General features: G+C 72.3%; 11 protein-coding genes and 1 pseudogene. 7 read left to right on the top strand and 5 right to left on the bottom strand.

The genetic code is table 11. The features are described from left to right. The first annotated feature begins 367 nt into the window (after nucleotides 1-367). From V4Y03_RS29760 to V4Y03_RS29735, 6 genes are all read left to right on the top strand, one after another. Complete coding sequence (locus tag V4Y03_RS29760) at nucleotides 368-3727, top strand: S8 family serine peptidase (protein WP_443079845.1); 3360 nt, start codon at nucleotides 368-370, stop codon at nucleotides 3725-3727. 216 nt (nucleotides 3728-3943) lie between these two features. Further along, nucleotides 3944-4696 carry a thioesterase II family protein gene (locus V4Y03_RS29755; RefSeq protein WP_332436942.1) on the top strand — a complete coding sequence of 251 codons (753 nt, stop codon included), beginning with the start codon at nucleotides 3944-3946 and terminating at the stop codon, nucleotides 4694-4696. 67 nt (nucleotides 4697-4763) lie between these two features. Beyond that, a complete protein-coding gene (locus tag V4Y03_RS29750) occupies nucleotides 4764-5549 on the top strand; it encodes a class I SAM-dependent methyltransferase (protein ID WP_332436941.1) in 786 nt (261 codons plus the stop codon). After that, nucleotides 5546-11740: an amino acid adenylation domain-containing protein gene (locus V4Y03_RS29745; protein WP_332436940.1), complete on the top strand. Its 6195-nt coding sequence runs from the start codon at nucleotides 5546-5548 to the stop codon at nucleotides 11738-11740. The genes V4Y03_RS29750 and V4Y03_RS29745 overlap by 4 nt, the downstream gene beginning before the upstream one ends. 194 nt (nucleotides 11741-11934) lie before the next feature. Further along, nucleotides 11935-16812: an RHS repeat-associated core domain-containing protein gene (locus V4Y03_RS29740; protein ID WP_332436939.1), complete on the top strand. Its 4878-nt coding sequence runs from the start codon at nucleotides 11935-11937 to the stop codon at nucleotides 16810-16812. A 10-nt stretch (nucleotides 16813-16822) separates the two neighbouring features. Then, on the top strand, nucleotides 16823-17197 hold the full coding sequence (locus V4Y03_RS29735) for a DUF6193 family natural product biosynthesis protein (protein WP_332436938.1): 375 nt from the start codon (nucleotides 16823-16825) through the stop codon (nucleotides 17195-17197). Nucleotides 17198-17281: 84 nt separating this feature from the next. Here the strand turns inward: V4Y03_RS29735 and V4Y03_RS29730 are convergent. Then, nucleotides 17282-17410, bottom strand: a pseudogene (locus V4Y03_RS29730) (multicopper oxidase domain-containing protein); the annotation flags it as partial. A gap of 43 nt (nucleotides 17411-17453) precedes the next feature. Continuing rightward, a complete protein-coding gene (locus V4Y03_RS29725) occupies nucleotides 17454-18176 on the bottom strand; it encodes a methyltransferase domain-containing protein (protein WP_332436937.1) in 723 nt (240 codons plus the stop codon). A gap of 115 nt (nucleotides 18177-18291) precedes the next feature. Here V4Y03_RS29725 and V4Y03_RS29720 point away from each other — a divergent pair, with 115 nt between their 5' ends. Next, on the top strand, nucleotides 18292-18768 hold the full coding sequence (locus V4Y03_RS29720) for a MerR family transcriptional regulator (protein ID WP_332436936.1): 477 nt from the start codon (nucleotides 18292-18294) through the stop codon (nucleotides 18766-18768). A 2-nt stretch (nucleotides 18769-18770) separates the two neighbouring features. On the opposite strand, the gene V4Y03_RS29715 is transcribed toward V4Y03_RS29720, so the two are convergent. From V4Y03_RS29715 to V4Y03_RS29705, 3 genes are read right to left on the bottom strand one after another with little or no spacing between them, the layout of a single operon-like run. Continuing rightward, on the bottom strand, nucleotides 18771-19409 hold the full coding sequence (locus V4Y03_RS29715; RefSeq protein ID WP_332436935.1) for a contact-dependent growth inhibition system immunity protein: 639 nt from the start codon (nucleotides 19407-19409) through the stop codon (nucleotides 18771-18773). A gap of 8 nt (nucleotides 19410-19417) precedes the next feature. Then, nucleotides 19418-19780: an RNase A-like domain-containing protein gene (locus tag V4Y03_RS29710; protein ID WP_332436934.1), complete on the bottom strand. Its 363-nt coding sequence runs from the start codon at nucleotides 19778-19780 to the stop codon at nucleotides 19418-19420. A gap of 1 nt (nucleotide 19781) precedes the next feature. Beyond that, nucleotides 19782-20084, bottom strand: a complete 303-nt coding sequence (locus V4Y03_RS29705; RefSeq protein WP_443079844.1) for a WXG100 family type VII secretion target — start codon at nucleotides 20082-20084, stop codon at nucleotides 19782-19784. Nucleotides 20085-20110 lie beyond the last annotated feature (26 nt).

Here is a 20110-nt window from a genome sequence, read left to right as displayed (position 1 = left end):
GAACGGAGGGCGGTTCCCTCCCCATCCGGATACGGCCAATGGGCCGGACGCCGTCCGGCCGCGCGACTGAGCACCCTCGAAAGGCGTGCGGCGTCTGCGATCCGGAGGGGTGGGCGGCAGCCGCCGTCGCACAAGCATCGTCCGGGTGTCACGGTCCGGTCACAGAGCCGTCGTCGCCCCATCGCACTCGCCGGACGCAGGATGGCCTGAATCCATGGCACTCAATCCCCCACGCGCGTCCCGTCGTTGATCACTTCCGCCGCGCCTCACATACTGCGCTGACCGGCGACGGGCGCTCTTGCGCCCCCGGTCCGGAACCGACCATTCGACCTCATCCCAAGCTCCTGGGGGAGACTTGCGCGCACACGTGCACAGAGCACGCGCCTTCACCATCGCGGCGGCCACTTCGGTGGCGCTCGTGGCAGGCATGACCGGCCCGGCGGCGGCGATCGCCGCGAACGCCACGGCCGCACCGGACACCCCGCGCCTCGACGGCAGCCGGCGGATCCCGCTCATCACCGGCGACCGCGTCGTGGTGGACAACACGGGCCGGATGGTGGGCTTCGAGTCCGCCGCCGGCCGTGAGCACATACCCGTACAGGTGCAGCGCACGGCGGGCCACACCCTGGTGGTGCCCGCCGACGCCCAGCGCCTCATCTCCTCGGGCCGGCTGGACCAGCGGCTCTTCGACCTCGACGTCCTCACCGACCCGCGGCTGCTCAAGAGCCACCGCGCGGGGCTCAAGCTGATCGTGCAGTACGAAGGCGGTGCCGCCGCCGCACGCGCCGAGGTGCGTTCGGCCGGTGACACCCAGCTGCGGCGGACCTTCCCGACCATCAACGCCGACGCCATCCGTACCTCGCAGGACGACGTGGCCCGGGTGTGGGACGCCCTGACCGACCAGGGCCGGACCGGCGCGCGTTCCACCGCCTCCGGCATCGGCAAGGTGTGGCTGGACGGGGTGCGCGGTGCGCGCCTGGACCGCAGCGTCCCGCAGATCGGTGCCGACCGGGCGTGGCAGTCCGGGTACGACGGCACGGGCGTCAAGATCGCCGTTCTCGACACGGGTGTCGACAAGACCCACGACGACCTCAGGACCCAGGTCGTCGGCGAGAAGAACTTCTCCGCCTCCGCCGACGCCGTCGACCGTGTCGGGCACGGCACCCATGTCGCGTCGATCGCCGTCGGCACCGGCGCCAAGTCCGGCGGCCGGTTCAAGGGCGTCGCCCCCGGCGCCAAGGTGATCAGCGGGAAGGTCCTCGACGACGAGGGCTACGGCGACGACTCCGCCGTCGTCGCGGGCATGGAGTGGGCAGCCGCCGAAGGCGCGGACGTGGTCAACCTCAGCCTCGGCGGCCCCGACAGCCCCGGCGTCGACCCGCTGGAGGCCATGGTCGACAAGCTGTCCGCCGAGAAGGGCATCCTCTTCGCCATCGCGGCCGGCAACGAGGGCGAGGACGGCGCGTCGACGGTGGGCTCGCCGGGCAGCGCGGACGCCGCGCTGACCGTCGGCGCCGTCGACAAGGACGACCGGCTGGCACCGTTCTCCAGCGTCGGCCCGCGCGTCGGCGACGGCGCCGTCAAGCCGGACGTGACCGCGCCCGGCGTCGCCATCACCGCGGCCGCCGCCGCCGGCAGCCTCATCGACCTGCGACCCGGTACGCCGCACCCCGCACCCGGGTACCTGCAGATCGACGGCACCTCGATGGCGACCCCGCACGTCGCGGGCGCCGCCGCGATCCTGAAGCAGCGGCACCCCGACTGGAAGTCCGCCGAGCTCAAGGGCGCGCTCACCGGCTCCACCAAGGGCGGCGAGTACACCGCCTTCCAGCAGGGCTCGGGCCGCATCCAGGTCGACAAGGCGCTCGCCCAGAGCGTGATCGCCGAGCCGGTGTCGCTGAACTTCGGCACGGCGCTCTGGCCGCACGCCGACGACAAGTCCGTCACCAAGAAGCTCACCTACCGCAACCTCGGTACGACGGACGTCACCCTCGACCTGTCGGTGTCCACCCTGGACCCGGCGGGCAAGCCGGCCCCGGCGGGGTTCTTCGCGCTGGGCGCCTCGAAGGTGACCGTGCCCGCGGGCGGCACCGCCGAGGTCGACCTCGTCGCCGACACCAGCGTCGGTGACGCCGACGGCACCTACTCGGGTTACGTCACCGCGACCGCGGCGGGGCAGTCCGTGCGCACGGCCGCGGTGGCCGTCCGCGAGGCCGAGTCGTACAACGTGACGGTGCGGACCCTCGGCCGCGACGGCTCCGACGCGCAGAACTTCTCCAGCACCCTGACGGGCGTCGGCGGACCCGCCGCCGGCTTCCAGGCGCGCGTCGACAACGAGCCGGGCGTCCACACGATCCGTGTGCCCAAGGGCTCGTACACCTTCAACTCGGCCGTCTACCAGGACCCGTCGGACTACACCGCGGGCACCGACTGGATCGCCCAGCCGAAGCTGGACGTCACCGCCGACACCTCGGTCACCGCCGACGCCCGCACCACCAAGCCGGTGGACCTGACGGTGCCCGGCATCGGCATGGCGGACTACGGCGGCACGTACTACGAGGTCGACACCGAGATCGGCGAGGTCGGCAACGGCTGGGTCCTCAGGGGCTTCAAGGGCTTCCGCACCGCGCACCTCGGTCCGGCGGTCACCGACGGCTCCCTCCTGCAGACCTGGGACGCGCACTTCCTCAAGGACCCCACGAGCCAGTACTCGGTGGCCTTCGGCGGCAAGACCAGCAAGGTCACGACCGGCTACACCAAGCACGTGAAGGCGAACGAACTGGCCACGCTCAAGGTCGGTCTCGGCTCGTCGGCGCCCGGTAAGACCGTCCTGGCCTCGCCGTACTCCCATCTGCCGGGCGCGCCGGAGGGCATCGGCTTCTCGGCACCGCAGGCGGCGCCGGGGACGCGTACCTTCTACGTCTCCACCGCCGACGGGGTCTCGTGGCTCACCCGGATCAACCAGCTCGGCGAGCTGGACGAGTGGGGCTACCCGGCCTTCGAGGGTGCCTACGAAATGGTCCGCCCGAAGCGCTACGAGACCGGCCGGACGTACCGGGAGACCTTCAACACGGGTGTCTTCGGCCCGCTCCTCGGTAAGGGCATGGGCGTCTTCCGTACGGCTCCCGACCCGGCGACGGGCGAGCAGCAGCTCGTCGGCGCCGTGCCGCTGGTCGCCGACGGCAAGGGCCACGTGGGCACCGTGCCGTTCACCTCGGCCACGTCGACGCTGTACCGCGACGGCGTCAAGGTCGGCACGAACGACGACCCGCTGAGCGGCTCGAAGCCTTTCACGGTCGACGCCGCCGACGCCGAGTACCGCCTCGTCACCTCCGTGGAACGCCCGTCGAACGTCGCCGCGGTCTCCACCCGGATCGACGCCGGCTTCACGTTCCGCTCGAAGCAGGTCGCGGAGACCACGTCGCTGCCGGTGTCCACGGTCCGCTTCGCGGCCCCCGTCGACCTCGCCACCCGCGCTCCGGAGAACGCTCCGGTCCTGGTCCCGGTGACCGTGCAGGGCTCGGCCGCCGGAAGCAACCTCAAGTCGCTCTCGGTGTCGGTGAGTTACGACGGCGGGAAGACCTGGCAGGTCGCGCAGGTGCAGGACGGGAAGATCTCCGTGAAGAGCCCGGCGAAGGACAGCGGCATCTCGCTCTCCGCCGAGGTCACGGACAAGCAGGGCAACACGTCGACGCTGACGATCCACAACGCGTGGATCGGCAAGTGAGGTTGGCGGATTGACCGCGTGACCATGTGACCGCATGACCGCGCGCCCGGGGGCCGGGTATCAGGGGGACCACCTCTGATACCAGGCCCCCGGTTCTCGTTCTCCCCGGGGAGCCGGCCGAGCATCACCGTTTCCTTCCGACCCGAGTGGTCGTTGCACCCAAAGATCCATTGGGGTGACGACGCGTCACCAGCGAGTCGAAAGTATGTGCCTTCAGTGAGTGTCACCACCGAAGACCTGTGGTTCTCCCCCGACCGTCCCGTGGCAGCCCGTCACCACACCCGGCTCTTCTGTCTTCCGCAGGGCGGGGCGGACGGGTCGGTCTTCCGTTCCTGGCAGGGCTTGGTGGGCCCCGGGATCGAAGTCGTGCCCGTGTACCTGCCGGGGCACGGACTCCGCATGGCGGAGCCCCCCGAGAGGTCGGTGGCCCGGCTCGGCGAGCGGCTCACCGGGCCGGTCGCCCGCCGGGCCGACGAACTCCCCTACGTGCTGTTCGGCCACAGCATGGGGGCTCTGCTCGCCTACGAACTCGGCCTCGCCCTCCAGGACGGCCCCCGTCCCCCGGCCGCGGTGATCGTGTCCGGCTCCGTCCCGCCGCACGTGCCCCGCCGCACCGAGCCCATGCACCTCCTCCCCGACGGGGAGTTCCTGGACCGGATCGGCGCCCTGGGCGGAATCCCGCCGGAACTGCTCGCGGAGGACGAATGGCTGGAGCTCATCCTGCCCGTGCTGCGCGCCGACTTCGAGGCCGCCGAGACCTACCGCACACAGAACGTGCTCTCGCCCGGCGTACGGCTGATCGCGCTCGGCGGCGCCGACGACCCGGCGGCGCCGCCCGCCGAGGTGGAGCGGTGGAGCGAGCTGGGCAGCGAGGTGACCGTACGGATCTTCCCCGGCACCCACTTCTTCCCCTTCGAGTCGACCGCCGAGGTCCTCGGCCTCGTGTCGGACGTCTGCCTTCCCCGTTGAGCCGCGCCCCCACCCGTCCGGAACCCGCGTCTCATCCCTTCGATTGGTGGATCAAGGAATGTCAATCGTGAGCAACAAGGCTGTACGACAAGGCCGTTACGGCATCGACGGTCCCGGCTGGATGGCCGCCCTCGGCGGCGGCGTCCTGGCGCCGCTGGCGGCGGTCTCCGCGGGCGCGCCCCGCTGGCTGCTGCGGATCCCGCCGCTGGTGGCCGTCCCGGCGGGGCTGTATCTGCACGCGACCCTACGGGGCAAGTTCCTCGTCTGGGAGGAGCAGTTGGACGCGCTCGCCCTGCGGGGCGACGAACAGGTCCTGGACCTGGGCTGCGGGCGGGGAGCGGTGCTGACGGCGGTGGCGCGCCGGGTACCGAAGGGCCGGGTCACGGGTGTCGACCTCTGGCGTTCGGTCGACCAGTCCGGCAACACCGAGAGCGCCGCGGAGGACAACGCCCGGCGGGAGCGGGTCTCCGACCAGGTCGAGCTGGTCACCGCCGACATGCGCAGCCTTCCCTTCCTCGACGACCAGTTCGATGTCGTGGTGTCCAGCATGGCGATCCACAACATCATGAGCGCGCGGGGCCGCGAGGAGGCCGTACAGGAGGCCTACCGCGTCCTCAGGCCGGGCGGCCGGCTGCTGGTGGCCGACGTCTTCCACGCCCCGCGCTACGTCGACATCCTGCGCGCGGCGGGCGCGGTCAACGCCACCCGCACCGACGCCGGCCCCCGGATGTGGTGGAGCGGACCCTGGGTCCGGACCCAGCTGGTGACCGCGGAGAAGCCGGCCATGGACGACGACGACGGCGGCGGCGGCGAGGCCTTCGCCGACGTGCGGGACGGGGAGCGGCGGGCATGAACCTTTCCGCGCCCTTCCCGGAAGCGTACGGCCGGCGGCCGAGCAGTCTCGTCGAGCTGCTGCGGTCCCGGGCCGAGCGGCAGCCCGACCGGCTCGCGTACGTCATCCTCGACAGCCATGGCGAGGAGGAGGCCCGGCTCACCTACGCCCGGCTCGACCACCGCGCACGTGTGGTGGCGGCGACGCTCCAGGAACAGGTCAAGACAGGTGACCGGGTCCTGATCCTGCACCAGCCGGGCGCCGACTACCTGAGCGCGTACTTCGGCTGCCTGTACGCCGGGGCCGTCGCCGTACCGTGCTATCCGCCGCACACCCGCAGCCTCCCCCGGCTCCGGGCCGTCGCCGCGGACGCGGCGCCCGTCGCCGCGCTGCTGGGCGACCGCATCACGGCCGGGACCCGCAGGCGACTCGTCGACGCACCCGAGCTGCGGGACGTCGCCCTGTTCTCGAACGGCGACCTCACCGCCGACGCCGAGCAGTGGACCGATCCGCTCGTCGGGACCGACAGCCTCGCGTTCCTGCAGTACACCTCGGGCAGCACCGCCGCGCCGAAGGGCGTGATGGTCTCGCACGGCAACCTCCTGTACAACTCCGCCCAGATCCAGCGGCGCATCCGGGCGTCGGAGGACTCCCTCTGTGTGAGCTGGCTCCCGCCGTACCACGACATGGGGCTCATCGGCGGAATCCTGCAGCCCCTCGCCGCCGGGTTCCCCGCGGTCCTGATGGCGCCGGGCACCTTCGTCCTGGACCCCGTCCAGTGGCTGCGCGCGATCTCCGCCTACCGCGCGACGAACTCCCCGACGCCTCCGTTCGCCCTGGACCTCTGCGTCGAGCGGGTCGATCCCGCCGTCCACGAGCCCCTGGACCTGAGCAGCCTGGAGAGCGTCATCGTCGGCGCGGAGCCCGTACGGGCCGCGACGCTGGACCGCTTCGCCGGGCACTTCGCCCCCTGGGGGTTCCGGCGGAACGCGCTGCGGCCCAGCTACGGGCTGGCCGAGGGCACCCTGATGGTGTCCTGCGGGGCCCACCTCACCCCGTCGGCCACCGTCACGGTCGACGTCCCCACGCTGGAGGCGCACCGCGTCGCCCCGGGAGGCGAAGGAAGCCCCGGCACCACGGGCGGCGGGTCCGGCCGGAGCCGGGACATCGTCGGATGCGGGTCCGCTGTCGACGGGCAGCGACTGGTCGTCGTCGATCCGGCCACGGCGGCCGTCTGCGGCCCCGACCGGGTCGGTGAGATCTGGGTGGGCGGCCCGAGCGTCGCCCACGGATACTGGGGGCGCCCGGACGAGAGCGAGGCCGCTTTCGAGGCCGAACTCTCCACCGGAGAAGGGCCGTTCCTCCGCACCGGCGACCTGGGGTTCCTGCGCGACGGCGAACTGTTCGTGACCGGCCGCAGCAAGGACCTGATCATCGTCCGGGGCCGCAACCTCTACCCGCACGACATCGAGCGCTGCGCGGAGCGCGCCCATCCTGCCCTCCAGGCCAACTCCTCGGCCGCCGTGGCCGTCGACGACGACGGCACGGAACAGCTGCTGCTCGTCGCCGAGGTCCGGCGCGGGGCGGAGCTGCCGCCCGTCGCCGAGGTCGCCCGGCAGCTCGGCCGTGTGATCGTCGCGGAGTTCGACGTACGACTCCACCGGCTGGTCCTCGTCCGCACCGGCACCATCCCCAAGACCTCCAGCGGCAAGATCCGGCGCAGGGCCACCCGGCAGGCGCTTCTCGACGGCGCCCTCACCGTCGTCGGCGAGTGGACCTCCGGCGCCGCACAGGAACCGGAGCCGCCCACCACCGACCGCCGGAGGAGCGCCGTCGAGGCCTATCTGAGCGACCTGGTGGCGACCCTGGTGACCGATACGGCGGGCGGTCCCGACCGACAACGCCCACTGCTCGACCTGGGGCTGGACTCGCTCGCGACCTTGCGGCTCGTCGGCCGGGTCGAGCGGGACCTCGGCGTGGACGTCTCCGAGGACGTGTTCGACGGCGACCCGACGATCGCCACCCTCGCGGCGATCGTCGTCGAGCGGCACACGGGCGGACTCCCGCTCGACGACGCGGGCCGACCGCTCCCGGCCGAGACCCCCGCCCTCGGCACCACGCCCGCCCTCACGCCCGCTTCGGGGCTCGCCTCCACTCCGGACACCGCAGGCACCGGCGCGGCGGACCCGGCCGCCCTCCCTGACGCCCCCTTCGCTCAGACGGACACCCAGCAGGCCTACTGCCTCGGCCGCACGGGCGCCTTCGAGCTGGGGAACGTCTCCACCCATGTCTATCTGGAGTTCGACGCCCCCGATCTCGACCTGCCCCGCTTCGAGCACGCCTGGCGGCGGGTGATCGACCGGCACGAGATGCTGCGCGCCGTGATGCTGCCCGACAGCAACGAGCAGCGGATCCTCACCGAGGTGCCCCCGTACGAGATCCGGGTGACCGATCTCCGGGGCCGTGAACACCGGGAGTCCGAGGACGAGTTGGCGGCCATCCGGGAACGGCTCTCCCACGAGGTGCGCCCGGCCGACCGTTGGCCGCTGTTCGAGGTCGCCGCCACCCGGCTCGACGACGGCCTGCGCGTCCACCTCAGCGTGGACTCGCTCATCGCCGACTTCTCCTCCGGGCGGCTGCTGTTCGACGACCTCTCCCGCTTCTACGAGGAGCCGGACGCCCGGCCCCCGAGGCCGGAGAAGTCCTTTCGCGACCATGTGCGCGCCGAGACCGAACGCCGGAACGGGGCCGCGTACCGGCGCTCGCGCGACCACTGGTGGAGCAGGCTGCCCGAGCTGCCCCCGGCGCCGCAGCTGCCCGGCGCCGCCCGCGCCGGTTCGATCGACCGGCCGCGGTTCACCCGGCGGGAGACCACGCTGCCCGCCGAACTGTGGCAGGGCCTCAAGGAGCGGGCCGGCCGGGCCGGACTCACTCCGACCGGACTGCTGCTCGCCGCCTACGCCGAGGTCCTGGCCGCCTGGAGCGCCGGCCGCCACTTCACGCTGAACGTACCGCGCCTCAACCGGCCGGTGCACGACCCGAGTTACCGGGAGGTGATCGGTCAGTTCGCGTCCTTCACCCTCCTTGAGGTCGACTTCCGTACGGGCTCCACCTTCCTGGACCGGGCGCGCGGACTCCAGCGGCAGCTGCGGTCCGACCTGCGGCACCAGGACGTCGGCGGCGTCGAGGTGCTCCGCGAACTCATGCGGCTCCAGGGCGGATTCGACCAGGCACTGATGCCGGTGGTCATGACCAGCAACCTCACCTTCGCCACCGAGGAGAGGACGGCACTGGAGAAGCTGCTCACCCCCGTCTTCGCCGTCTCGCAGACTCCGCAGGTCTCCCTCGACGAGCAGGTACAGGAGGAGGAGGGCGCGCTGCTCCTCAACTGGGACGCGGTCGACGAGCTCTTCCCCGCCGGACTCGTCGACGACATGTTCGCCGCGCATACGGCGCTGCTGCGCGCGCTCGCCACCGACGAGCGCACCTGGGACCTGCGCACCCCGCTCGCCCTGCCGCCCGCGCAGGCGAAGCGGCGCCGGTCGAGCATCGGGCCTGCCCGTGCCGTCCCGGACATCCAGGTGCAGCACCTCTTCGAGCGGCAGGTGGCCGCCCGCCCCGACGCCCCTGCGGTGATCGCCCCCGACCGGACCCTGTCGTACGCCGAACTCGACGCCGCCGCACGGCGGGTGGCCGGCTGGCTGCGTCCCCGGGGCGCCCGGCCCGGCCGGCTGGTGGCCGTCGTCATGGACAAGGGCTGGGAGCAGGCCGTCGCCGCCTACGCGGTGCTGTTCTCGGGCGCCGCCTACCTGCCGATCGACCCGGAGTTGCCCGGCGCACGCCTCCGCCGTCTGCTCGCCAAGGGCGAGGTCGAACTCGTCCTCACCCGGTCGAGGCTCGACGAGACCCTGGACTGGCCGACCGGACCGCTGCGGCTCTGCCTGGACCGGCCGCTGCCCGCCGTCACCGACACGCCGCTCCCCTCCGACGGCAGCCCGGCCGACCTCGCGTACACGATGTTCACGTCGGGGTCGACGGGCGAGCCGAAGGGCGTCGCGGTGAGCCACCGGGCTCTCGTCAACTGCCTGGTGGAGACCCTCGCGGCGTTCCGGATCACCGAGGACGACCGCTGCCTCGCGGTGTCCGCGCTCCACCACGACCTGTCGGTCTTCGACCTCTTCGGGGTCCTCGGCGCGGGCGGCACGATGGTCGTACCGGCAGCCGCCGACCGCCGTGACCCGGCTCACTGGGCGCGGCTGATCGCCGCCCACGGGGTCACCGTGTGGAACTCGGTCCCGGCGATGATGGAAATGCTCCTGGAGGCCACCGGCGGGGACAACTCGACCGGCACGACCGGCTCCACCCGCTCGGCCGGCTCGCCCGGCGCGCTCGCATCGCTGCGGCTGGCGTTCCTCGGCGGCGACTGGATCCCCCTCGCGGTCCCGCGCCGACTGGCGGACGCGGCACCTGGCATCGAGACGGTCTCCGTGGGCGGCCCGACCGAGACGACCTTGTGGAGCATCTGGCACCGGATCGCCGAGGTCGATCCGGCCTGGCGGAGCGTTCCGTACGGCACCCCCCTCGCCAATGTCGGCTACCACCTGCTCGACGAGCGCCTTGAGGAGTGCCCGGAGTGGGTGACCGGGGAGATGTACGTCTCCGGCGTCTGCCTGGCGGACGGGTACTGGCGGGACGCCGAGCGCACCGACGCGGTGTTCACCACCCACCCCCGCAGCGGGGAGCGTATGTACCGCACCGGGGACCTCGGCAGATGGCGGCCGAACGGCACCGTCGAGTTCATGGGCCGGGCCGACTTCCAGGTCAAGATCCGGGGCCAGCGCATCGAGCTCGGGGAGATCGAAGCGGCCCTGCGCGCACACCCCGAGGTCTCCTCGGCCGTGGTCACCGCCACCGGCCGCACGGACCGGCCCGGCCACGACGGGCTGGTCGCGTACGTGATTCCCGAGGCGGCGGGCGGCGGCGTACGGCCGACGGGCGGAGGTACGCGGGCCGGAGACGGAGACGGGCTCCCCGACGCGACCGACGTTGAGGAGGCCCGGCGCAACGGTGTCACAGTGCTCGACCCCTTGGACCGGGCCGCGTTCAAGCTCGCCCGGCACGGCCTGCGCCGGGAGGCGGACCGGCCCCGGGTCGTCCTGCCCCCGGTGGCGGACGAGCCGTCGCGGCGGCGCAGCGACCGGGCGTTTCTCCCCGGGCCGCTGGACCTGGCGGAACTGGCCGACTGCCTGGGCGTCCTGCGTCAGGAGGAGGTGGACGGACTCGCCACGTGCCGCTACCCGTCGAGCGGTGGCCTCTACCCGGTCCAGACGTACCTGTACGTGAAGGCCGGTGCGGTGTCCGGCCTGGCGGGCGGCACGTACTACCTCGACCCGCGGGACAGCGCGCTGGTCACCCTCGAAGAGGGCGCGACGATCGATGCCGGGATCCACGCGCCGCACAACCGGGCCGTCTTCGAGGCCGCCGGCTTCTGGGTGTTCCTCGTCGCGGATCTGGACGCGATCGAGCCCATGTACGGCCGGCTCGCCCGTGACCTCTGTCTGCTGGAGGCCGGGTACATGGGCCAGCTCCTGATGGACCGGGTGTCGCGTACCGATGTCGGCCTCTGCCCGATCGGCGCGTTCGACTTCGACCCAGTGGGGCCGCTGCTCGCACTGGGCGAACGTCATCTGCTGGTGCACTCCCTGCTCGGCGGCCGGGTGGACCGCGCCGCCCCCGCCCGGTCGGCCGAGACCGTCGAGCGGGCCGCGCCGCTCGGCGACCGGCTCCGGGCATGGCTGGGAGAACGGTTGCCGGCGCACATGGTCCCCCAGCACGTGCTGGCCCTGGACACCTGGCCGCTGAGCCCCAACGGCAAGGTCGACCGGCGCGCGCTGCCCGCCCCCCGGCGGACCGACGACGCGCCCAGGCCTTCCGCACCGCGCACACCGACCGAGGAGCGGCTCGCCGCCCTCTGGTGCGAGGTCCTGGAACTCCCCCACGTGGATGTCCGCGACAACTTCTTCGAGCTCGGCGGCGATTCGCTGGCCGCGACGCGGCTGATCGCCCGGATCCGCAAGGGGTTCCGGATCACGATCAGCCTGCGCGAGGTCTTCACCTCGCGCACGATCGCGGACCTCGCGGTCACGGTCGACCGCCTCGGGAGCGAGACGATCGGCGCCGACGAGGCGAGCGAGGTGAACGACACGGTCTGACCCCCGACCGATTCCCGGATTCAGCCGAGGGGCCGCTTCGGATCACTCTGAAACGGCCCCTCACCGCATGCGGTTCGACGAAGCGGTGGATCCCGCCCGGGGAAGAAGTCACGTTGATCGACTACGTCCTCCCATGACACAGTATTCGCACTCGCATTCTGCGAACATGCGTGCGCACGGGGGGATCTGAGGTCATGGCTGTCACGGTGCCGGACTGGGCGGACACACTGCTCGACCTGGTGGGGGTCAACTGGCCCAACGTCGACGAGGACGCGTACCGGGAGATGGCGGACGCGCTCCGCGAGTTCGCGGACGACCTCGCCGACGACGGCCAGCTCGCCAACAACCACATGGAGCGCCTGCTGTCGTCGGGGCACGGCGAGGCCATGGACGCGCTCAACGCGCACTGGACCAAGGTCAAGGGCAAGCACCTCAAGGACATGGTCTCCGCGGCCCGTACGATCGCGGACGCGCTCGACCTGGCGGCGGGTGCGATCGAGGGCATGAAGTGGAAGGCCGTCGCGGAGCTCGGGGTGCTGGCCGGCCAGACCGGTCTGGCGATGGCGCTGATCCCGGTCACCGGCGGTCTGTCCGCTCTGCTCGGCGCCGGAGCGATCGCGTTCACGAAGAAGCAGTTGCTGAAGCTCATCACGGCCGCGATGGAAGAGGCCGTCGGTCACATCGTCTCGGTCATGACCGAACCGGTCGTGGCCGCCCTTGAGAACATGGCGGCGGACCTGGTGGTCCAGGTCGGCATGGACGCCCTCGGCGTCCAGAACGGCGTGGACCTCAATCAGACGCGACAGGCAGGCAAGGACGGCTTCGACGAGGGCGTGCGGGGAGCGAAGGACAGCCTGAACCTCGCCTCCGCCGGAGGCGGCGGCAGTGGTGGCGGCGGTCGTGGCGGCGGCAAGGGCTTCCACATCGAGCACGACGAGCACGACAACGCCGGTACGAAGCTGAACGGCGTGAGCGTCGGCATCCACGGCAAGACCGCCGGCAAGCTCACCAAGGCGAAGTCGGCCCAGCGCCGCAACAAGGGCCGCGACGACATCGCCGACGCCCTCGACCCCGTCATCGAGAAGGCCATGGGCGCGCTGGTGAAGTCCGCCAAGACCATGGGCGACCACGTCGGCGAGACACTCCCCAAGGCCGTCAAGCGGATATCCAAGGACCACAGGAACAACGACGACGACATCCGCGACCGTCTCGCCCGCGAACGCAAGGACGACGACGGCAAGGGCAAGGACTCCCACGGCCACGGGCCGGGCGGCAAGGGGCCCCGCTCCGGCACGCACGTCAGGCCGGAGCCCCTCAAGGACAGCAGGTCCGACCCCCGTGGCAAGAGCGTCGAGATCGGCGACCGCACCTGCGAGGGCGACCCCGTCGACATCGCCTCCGGCGAGATGACGATGGAGCAGGTCGACCTGTCCCTGGCGGGCGTCCTGCCGCTGGTCCTGCGGCGCACCCATCTGTCGACGTACCGCTACGGACACTGGTTCGGGCCCAGTTGGGCCTCGACCCTCGACGAACGGATCGAGCCGGCCCCCTCCGGCCAGGGCGCCTTCTGGGCCCGCGAGGACGGATCGGTCCTGTGGTTCCCGGCACTCCCCGCGCCCGGTGCGGCGGACCCCGTCCTCCCCGTGGAGGGTCCCCGTCTGGCACTCCGCCACGGCGAGCAGGACGAGGCGGTGACCACGTACCGCGTCACCGACCCGCGCACCGGAGTGATCCGCACCTTCGCCGGCAGCCCGTACCACGAGTCCTCGGCGTACTGGCTCACCGCGATCGAGGACCGCGGCGGCAACCGGATCGCCTTCGGGCGGCGCGGCGACGGCACCCCCACCTCCGTGTCCCACTCCGGCGGTTACCTGGCGACGCTCGCGTCGGAGGACGGCAGGGTGCGCGAGCTCGCTCTCCGCACACCCGAGGGCCCGCGGACGGTGATGCGCTACGGCTACGACGAGCCGGGCCGGCTCACCCAGGTCGTCAACTCCTCTGATCTGCCGATGCGGTTCACCTACGACCCGGACGGCCGCATCACCTCGTGGTCCGACCGGAACGGCTCCACGTTCCGGTACGAGTACGACGCCGAGGGCAGGGTCGCCCGCACGATCGGCCCGGACGGCTGCCTGTCGTCGACGTTCGCGTACGACGTCCACCCCGCCACCGGCGACCGGATCACCCGCTTCACGGACTCCACCGGCGGGTCCAAGGTCTACGTCCTCAGCGACCGCCTCCACGTCCTGTCCGTGACCGACCAGTTGGGCAACACCGTCCGCCAGACGTGGGACCGCCACGACCGGCTCGCGACCCGCACCGACCCCGCCGGGCGGACCACGGCGTACACCTACGACGAGCGCGGCAACCTCACCGGCGTCGCACACCCGGACGGCGGTTCGGCCGGTGTCGAGTACAACGAGCTGAACCAGATCACGGTCGTCACCGCCCCGGACGGTTCGGTGTCCCGGCAGGAGTACGACGAGGACGGCAACCCGTCCTTGTTCATCCGCCCCAACGGCACGACAACCAGGCTCAGTTACGACGCACGGGGCCGCCTTACCGGGGTCGACGACTCGCTGGGCGCCGTCGACCGGGTGGAGAACGACCCGGCCGGCCTCCCGCTCGCGGTGCGCGATCAGCACGGCGGGGTCACCCGCTACGTCCGCGACGCCTTCGGCCGGCCCGTGCGGATCACCGACCCGCAGGGCGGCAGCACCGAACTGGAGTGGACCGTCGAGGGCCGGCTCGCCCGGCGGACCGATCCGGACGGGGCCACCCAGACCTGGGCGTACGACGGCGAGGGCAACTGCGTCCTGCACACCGACGCCCTGGGCGGCGAGACCCGCTTCGAGTACACCCACTTCGACCTGGTCAGCGCCCGGACGACACCGGACGGGGCGCGCCACGAGTTCGCGCACGACACCGAACTCCGCCTCACGCACGTCACGAACCCGCAGGGGCTCACCTGGTCCTACGCCTACGACCGGGCCGGTCTGCTGACCGCCGAGACCGACTTCGACGGACGCACCCTCGGCTACACGTACGACGGGCTCGGGCGGCTCGCCTCACGGACCAACGGGGCCGGGCAGACGGTCCGTTACGAGCGGGACCCCGGCGGCCGGCTCGTCCTGAAGGACGCCGACGGGGCGGTCACCCGCTTCACCTACGACGCCCGGGGCCACCTGGCCGGTGCCATCGGCCCCGACTGCGAGCTGTCGTACGTCCGCGACGTCTCGGGCCGGGTGCTCCAGGAGACGGTCGACGGCCGGACGCTGACCCGCGCGTACGACGAGGGGGGTCGCCGTGTCCGGCGCACCACGCCGTCCGGGGCGGTCGGCTCCTGGTCCTATCCGGCCGGCTCCACGGCGCGCCTGGACACCTCGGGGTACCGGGTCGACTTCGAGTTCGACGCGTCGGGCCTGGAGACCACGCGGCGCGTCGGCACCACGCTCACCATCGACCACGCCTACGACGCCGTGGGCCGCCTCACCGGCCAGCGCGTCCGGGCGGCCGGAACCGGGCTCGTCCAGCAGCGCGCGTACACCTACCGCCCGGACGGTCACCTCACCGCCGTCGACGACCGGCTGTCCGGTCACCGGCGGTTCGAACTGTCCGCGGAGGGCCGGGTCACCGGCCTCAGGGCCGAGAACTGGACGGAGCGGTACGCCTACGACGAGGCCGGCAACCAGACGCACGCCTCCTGGCCCGGCGCGGGCACGGCCGAGGGCGCCCGCGAGTACAGCGGCACCCGCATCGTCCGCGCCGGCGCGATCCGCTACGAGCACGACGCCCAGGGCCGGGTGGTGCTGCGGCAGAAGGCCCGGCTCTCCCGCAAGCCGGACACCTGGCGCTACGACTGGGACGCCGAGGACCGGCTGATCGCGGTCACCACCCCGGACGGCACGCGCTGGCGGTACCTGTACGACGCGCTCGGCCGTCGGGTCGCCAAGCGGCGCCTCGCGGACGACGGGGTCACGGTCGCCGAGGAGACGCTGTTCACCTGGGACGGCGACACCCTCTGCGAGCAGTCGACCCGCACTGCGGGCGCGCCGGAGAGCGTCGCGCTCACCTGGGACCACGACGGCTCCAAGCCGGTGGTCCAGGTCGAGCGCCGGTTCCTGGACGGCGCGGAGGTCGACCGCCGCTTCTTCGCGATCGTCACGGACCTGGTCGGCACTCCCCGCGAACTCGTCGACGAGTCCGGCGACATCGCCTGGCGCACGCGCGCCACCCTGTGGGGGACCACCACGTGGAACCGCGACGCCACGGCGTACACCCCGCTGCGCTTCCCCGGTCAGTACTTCGACCCCGAGTCCCAGCTCCACTACAACCGCCACCGCCACTACGATCCCGCCTCGGGCCGTTACGTCTCCCCCGACCCCCTGGGTCTCGTCCCGTCACCGAACTCGGTGGCGTACGTGGAGAATCCGACCAGGTGGATCGACCCGCTGGGGCTGGCGGGCTGCCCGCACAGGGGTGCGGACAAGCCCCGGCACAGTGTCGTCCTCGGGCCGAACCGGCCGCCCACCCACGCGTCGAACGAACTGGCCCGGTATCTGCGCAACGACCCCGCCGATCCGGATCACGACCCGAACCGCGAGAGGGATCCGGGGGCGCACACGTACAACGGCAACGACTACGCGTACGGCACCCCGCCCGACTGGATGACCAATGTCTCCGGCGCGGTCGGCGACCGGGGGACGAGGCTGTCCATCACGCTCGACGGAATGCCGAACAGCCGTGGGGAGGTGGGCAACTGGAACACCCCGGAGACGATCGTGGAGGCCTTCCGGGAAGCCGCGGTGTTCGGCTCCCAGTTCAACATGAGCCACGAGGACAACTACCCGCCCGCCGGTGTGGGCGGAACCGCGTGGGAGATGAGTCTGGTCGCCCGCGCCGTGCGTCAGTACGACGGCGACGCGGCCTGGGGAGAGGCGGACGAGGACCGTCTCGGCCGTCCCTGGGAGGAGATCGACTGGTACTCGAACAATGAGAGGATCGATGTGCCCAAGCCGGACATCCCGGAGATCAAACCCGACCTTTCGAAGCTTCCGAAGCACATGAGGTGAGAGCAGAGAGATGACGGACGACGCCGACGCGCGGAGTGCCGCGGAGACCGTGGCGGGGGAATGGCGTTTCCTCCTCGACGGAAGCCACGACCTGATCGAAGCGGAGACCGTCCGCGCGGCTCATGCGCAGCCGCGGCTGCGACAGCTCTTCCCCCTGGTCAGCCATGGAGTCATGTACTTCAGCGGCTGCACCGGAATGCCGGCCGCGCATGTCGGGGGGCAGGTCCATCCGCGTGGTGCCGACGGACGGTTCCGGGTGGCCGGGCCCAAGGGTGTGGGAACCCTCGGCAGGGCGGAGACCCTGGACGAGGCGTTCGCCCTGGTCGTCGCCAACCTCCCGGAGGAGTGCGGGCCGGCCGTGCTCGGGGGCGCGGGCCGCGTCTGACGGGGCCGGCGGGGACGGCCGCGAGGACGTGGGTGCGGCCCGGCGGGGCATCCCGGCCGGGCCGCACCCGTACCGCCGCGGCCTCTACTTCAGGTAGCCGAGGACGGTCGTCATCCCGGACTCGGCGTGGTAGACGATGTGGCAGTGAACCATCCACAGACCCGGGTTGTCGGCGTCGAAGTCGACCTCCAGCCGCCGACCGGGCAACAATACGAATCCGCCCCCGGGCCGCGTGCCGGTGGCCGCGGTCGCCGGCTCACGCCCGGGTCGCGGAGGCGACGAGGAAGGGCACGGCCAGGAACAGGCGGTCGGCCTCGGCCCGTGCCCGCTGCTCGGCCACCCAGTCGTCGGCCTGCGCCCGGGTGACCGCTCCGGCCGCGAACGCCCCCTGGGCGAGGCCGTCGATCATCGGCAGCACGGCCGGTGTCGTGAAGACACCCGTGTGCACCTCCACGTCGACATCGCGGAAGCCGGCGTCCAGGAGGAGGTTCCGGTGGCGCCGTGCCACCCGAGGACCCGGCACGACGTCGGCTCGGGCGTGCACGATGGTCCGGGTCAACGCTGCGGCGTCGGAGTCGAGCAGGAAGGAGTCCCAGTCCTGGCCGATCAGGACGGCACGGCCGCCGGGCATCAGGACCCTGCGCGCCTCCGCGACGGCGTGGGCGGGGTCGTCGAGTTCGTGGAGGATCTTGTCGGCCCGGTAGGCGTCCAGCTCTCCGTCCCCGAACGGAAGCCGGTCCGCACCGGCCCGCCGGAAGTCGCCGTCCGGCCTCCGCCCGCGGGCCTCGGCGAGCATCACTTCGCTGATGTCCACCCCGGTCGCCCGCGCGCCGAGGTCCGCCATCTCCGCCACCGCGCGACCCGCTCCACAGCCGACGTCGACGACCGCGGCACCGGGCCTCAGCCCAAGCAACTCGTACGAGCGCACACGGAGTCGCCGAGCGGCGGGGCGTACGTCCAGCGTGTCCAGCAGAGCCATGAGCCGCGCTGTCCGACCGACCGAATCACCATGCACCCGTGTGTTGGACATGACCGTCAGGCTGGCGCTTAATGTCGACGTGAAGTCAAGCGAGAACGCCCGGTCCATCCCGTCCATGACCATCGGGGCCCTCGCCGAGCGATTCGGGCTGGCCACACACGTACTGCGGCACTGGGAGTCGATGGGGCTCCTCACGCCCGAGCGCGGCGCGAACGGGCACCGCCGGTACGGCCGCGACGAGCTGGTCCGCACGGCGGTGATCCTGCGGGCCAAGGAGGCCGGCCTCGCCCTGCAGGAGATCCGGGCCATGTTGACGGTCCAGGACGCCCAGCACCGCAGGACGGTCCTCTCGGCCCACCGCGCCGCACTCCGCGCCACTGTCGCGCAGGCACGGTCCCAGCTCGCCCTGATCGAGGGCGCCCTGAACTGCGCACACGAGGACATCGCGACGTGCCCGCACTTCCAGCGGGTCATCGCGTCGCGTACGGGCGAGACCCTCCCGGACACCCCTCAGAACAGCCGAGAGGTCGCTTCGGATCTCTCTGAACCAGTCCCGGGCCCGACGTGCGTACGTCGGGGCGACGAGATGTGAGCTCAGCCGCGCAGCCGCACTGCGAGCATGGCGAGCCAGGCTCCGGGGGTGTACGGCGCCGGGGGTTCGACCTCCGCGCCGAGCGTCACCAGTGCCAGGGCCAGACCGTCCTCGTCGAGGCCGAGGGCCAGGAGGTCGTGCAGCTCCCCCGTCAGCTGGGCGACGAGCCCCGTGTCGGTGCCCTCCAGGTAGTCGGCGAGCGCGGCCTCGTGGTCGCCGAACTCGTCCGGCGTGTCCTGCGAGAACCAGCCGCCGAGCAGTTGCGCCAGCTCGGGGAAGCGGGCCCGCCACTCCCATGGCGTCGCGGGCGCGGCCGGCGGTGGCGCCTGGCCGTTCGCCAGGCTCTCGTCGAGCCGGTCGGCGAGGCCCGTGAGCCAGTCCCGGATCTCCTCGGGCGCCAGCCCCGTGTCGGGCAGCCGGTAGTACTCGCCGAGCCGCAGCCGCAGCCGTCCCGGCGGATTGTCGGCGTAGACGCGCAGCTGCTCGGCCGCGACGGCGATGGCCCAGGGCCGGGTGCGCCAGGTCTGCCGCAGATAGCCGGCCACGGCCTCGGGGGCGTGCGGACCGAGGCCCAGGTGTGCGCGGACGACCTGGTCGAGCTCGCCGTACTTGCGGTCGTGCTCGGCGGGGTTCAGGGACACGGAGGCCTCTACAGGTCGACGGGCAGGGAGGAGTGCACGGTGAAGGGGTACGCGCCGGGCTCGGCGGATCCGGTCCGGCGGAGCACGACCCGGGCGGCGCGCACCGGGACCGGCTCCTGGCCGGTCAGCGCCATCCCGGTGGTGAGCAGCGTGCCCACCGGATCGGGCCGCGAGGGCCAGGCGGCCTCGATCACGAGCCGCTGCCGGGTGGACTGGGCGAGCCAGCGGTGGATGACCTGCTCGTTCAGCGCGATCACCTGCTGGGTGGCCCATTGGGCGGTCGCCCGGTCAGGGAAGCTCGCGGCGCGGTCGGCGCGGGCCGGGGCGGGTGACGCGGAGGGGGCGGAGGGTCCGGGAGGCGGTGTCGTCATGTCAGGCCCCGCCCCAGCCGCGCAGGGTGGCCCGGTGGGCGGCGGAGTAGTTGGCGTGCCCGGTCGAGACGACGGCGTGCAGCCACTTCTGCGCGGCCTCCAGGTCCTGCATCTGCCGGTCCCAGCGGTCGAGTTCGTCCACGAAGGCCTCGCGGGCCTCGCCCTGCCAGGCCAGGACGACCGGCACCGTGCGGTCGTACAGCGCGCCCAGGCGCTCGTTGAGCTTCTTCACGATGTCCTCGAGGTCGCCGGCCATCTCGCGCAGCGCGACCAGGTCGACGGTGATCGAGCCGTCGTCGTTCACGTTTCCCCCTGCCTCACGGGTGTGGG

This window comes from Streptomyces sp. P9-A4 (assembly GCF_036634195.1).
Taxonomy (GTDB): domain Bacteria; phylum Actinomycetota; class Actinomycetes; order Streptomycetales; family Streptomycetaceae; genus Streptomyces.
This window is presented reverse-complemented; position numbering and strand designations above follow the sequence as displayed.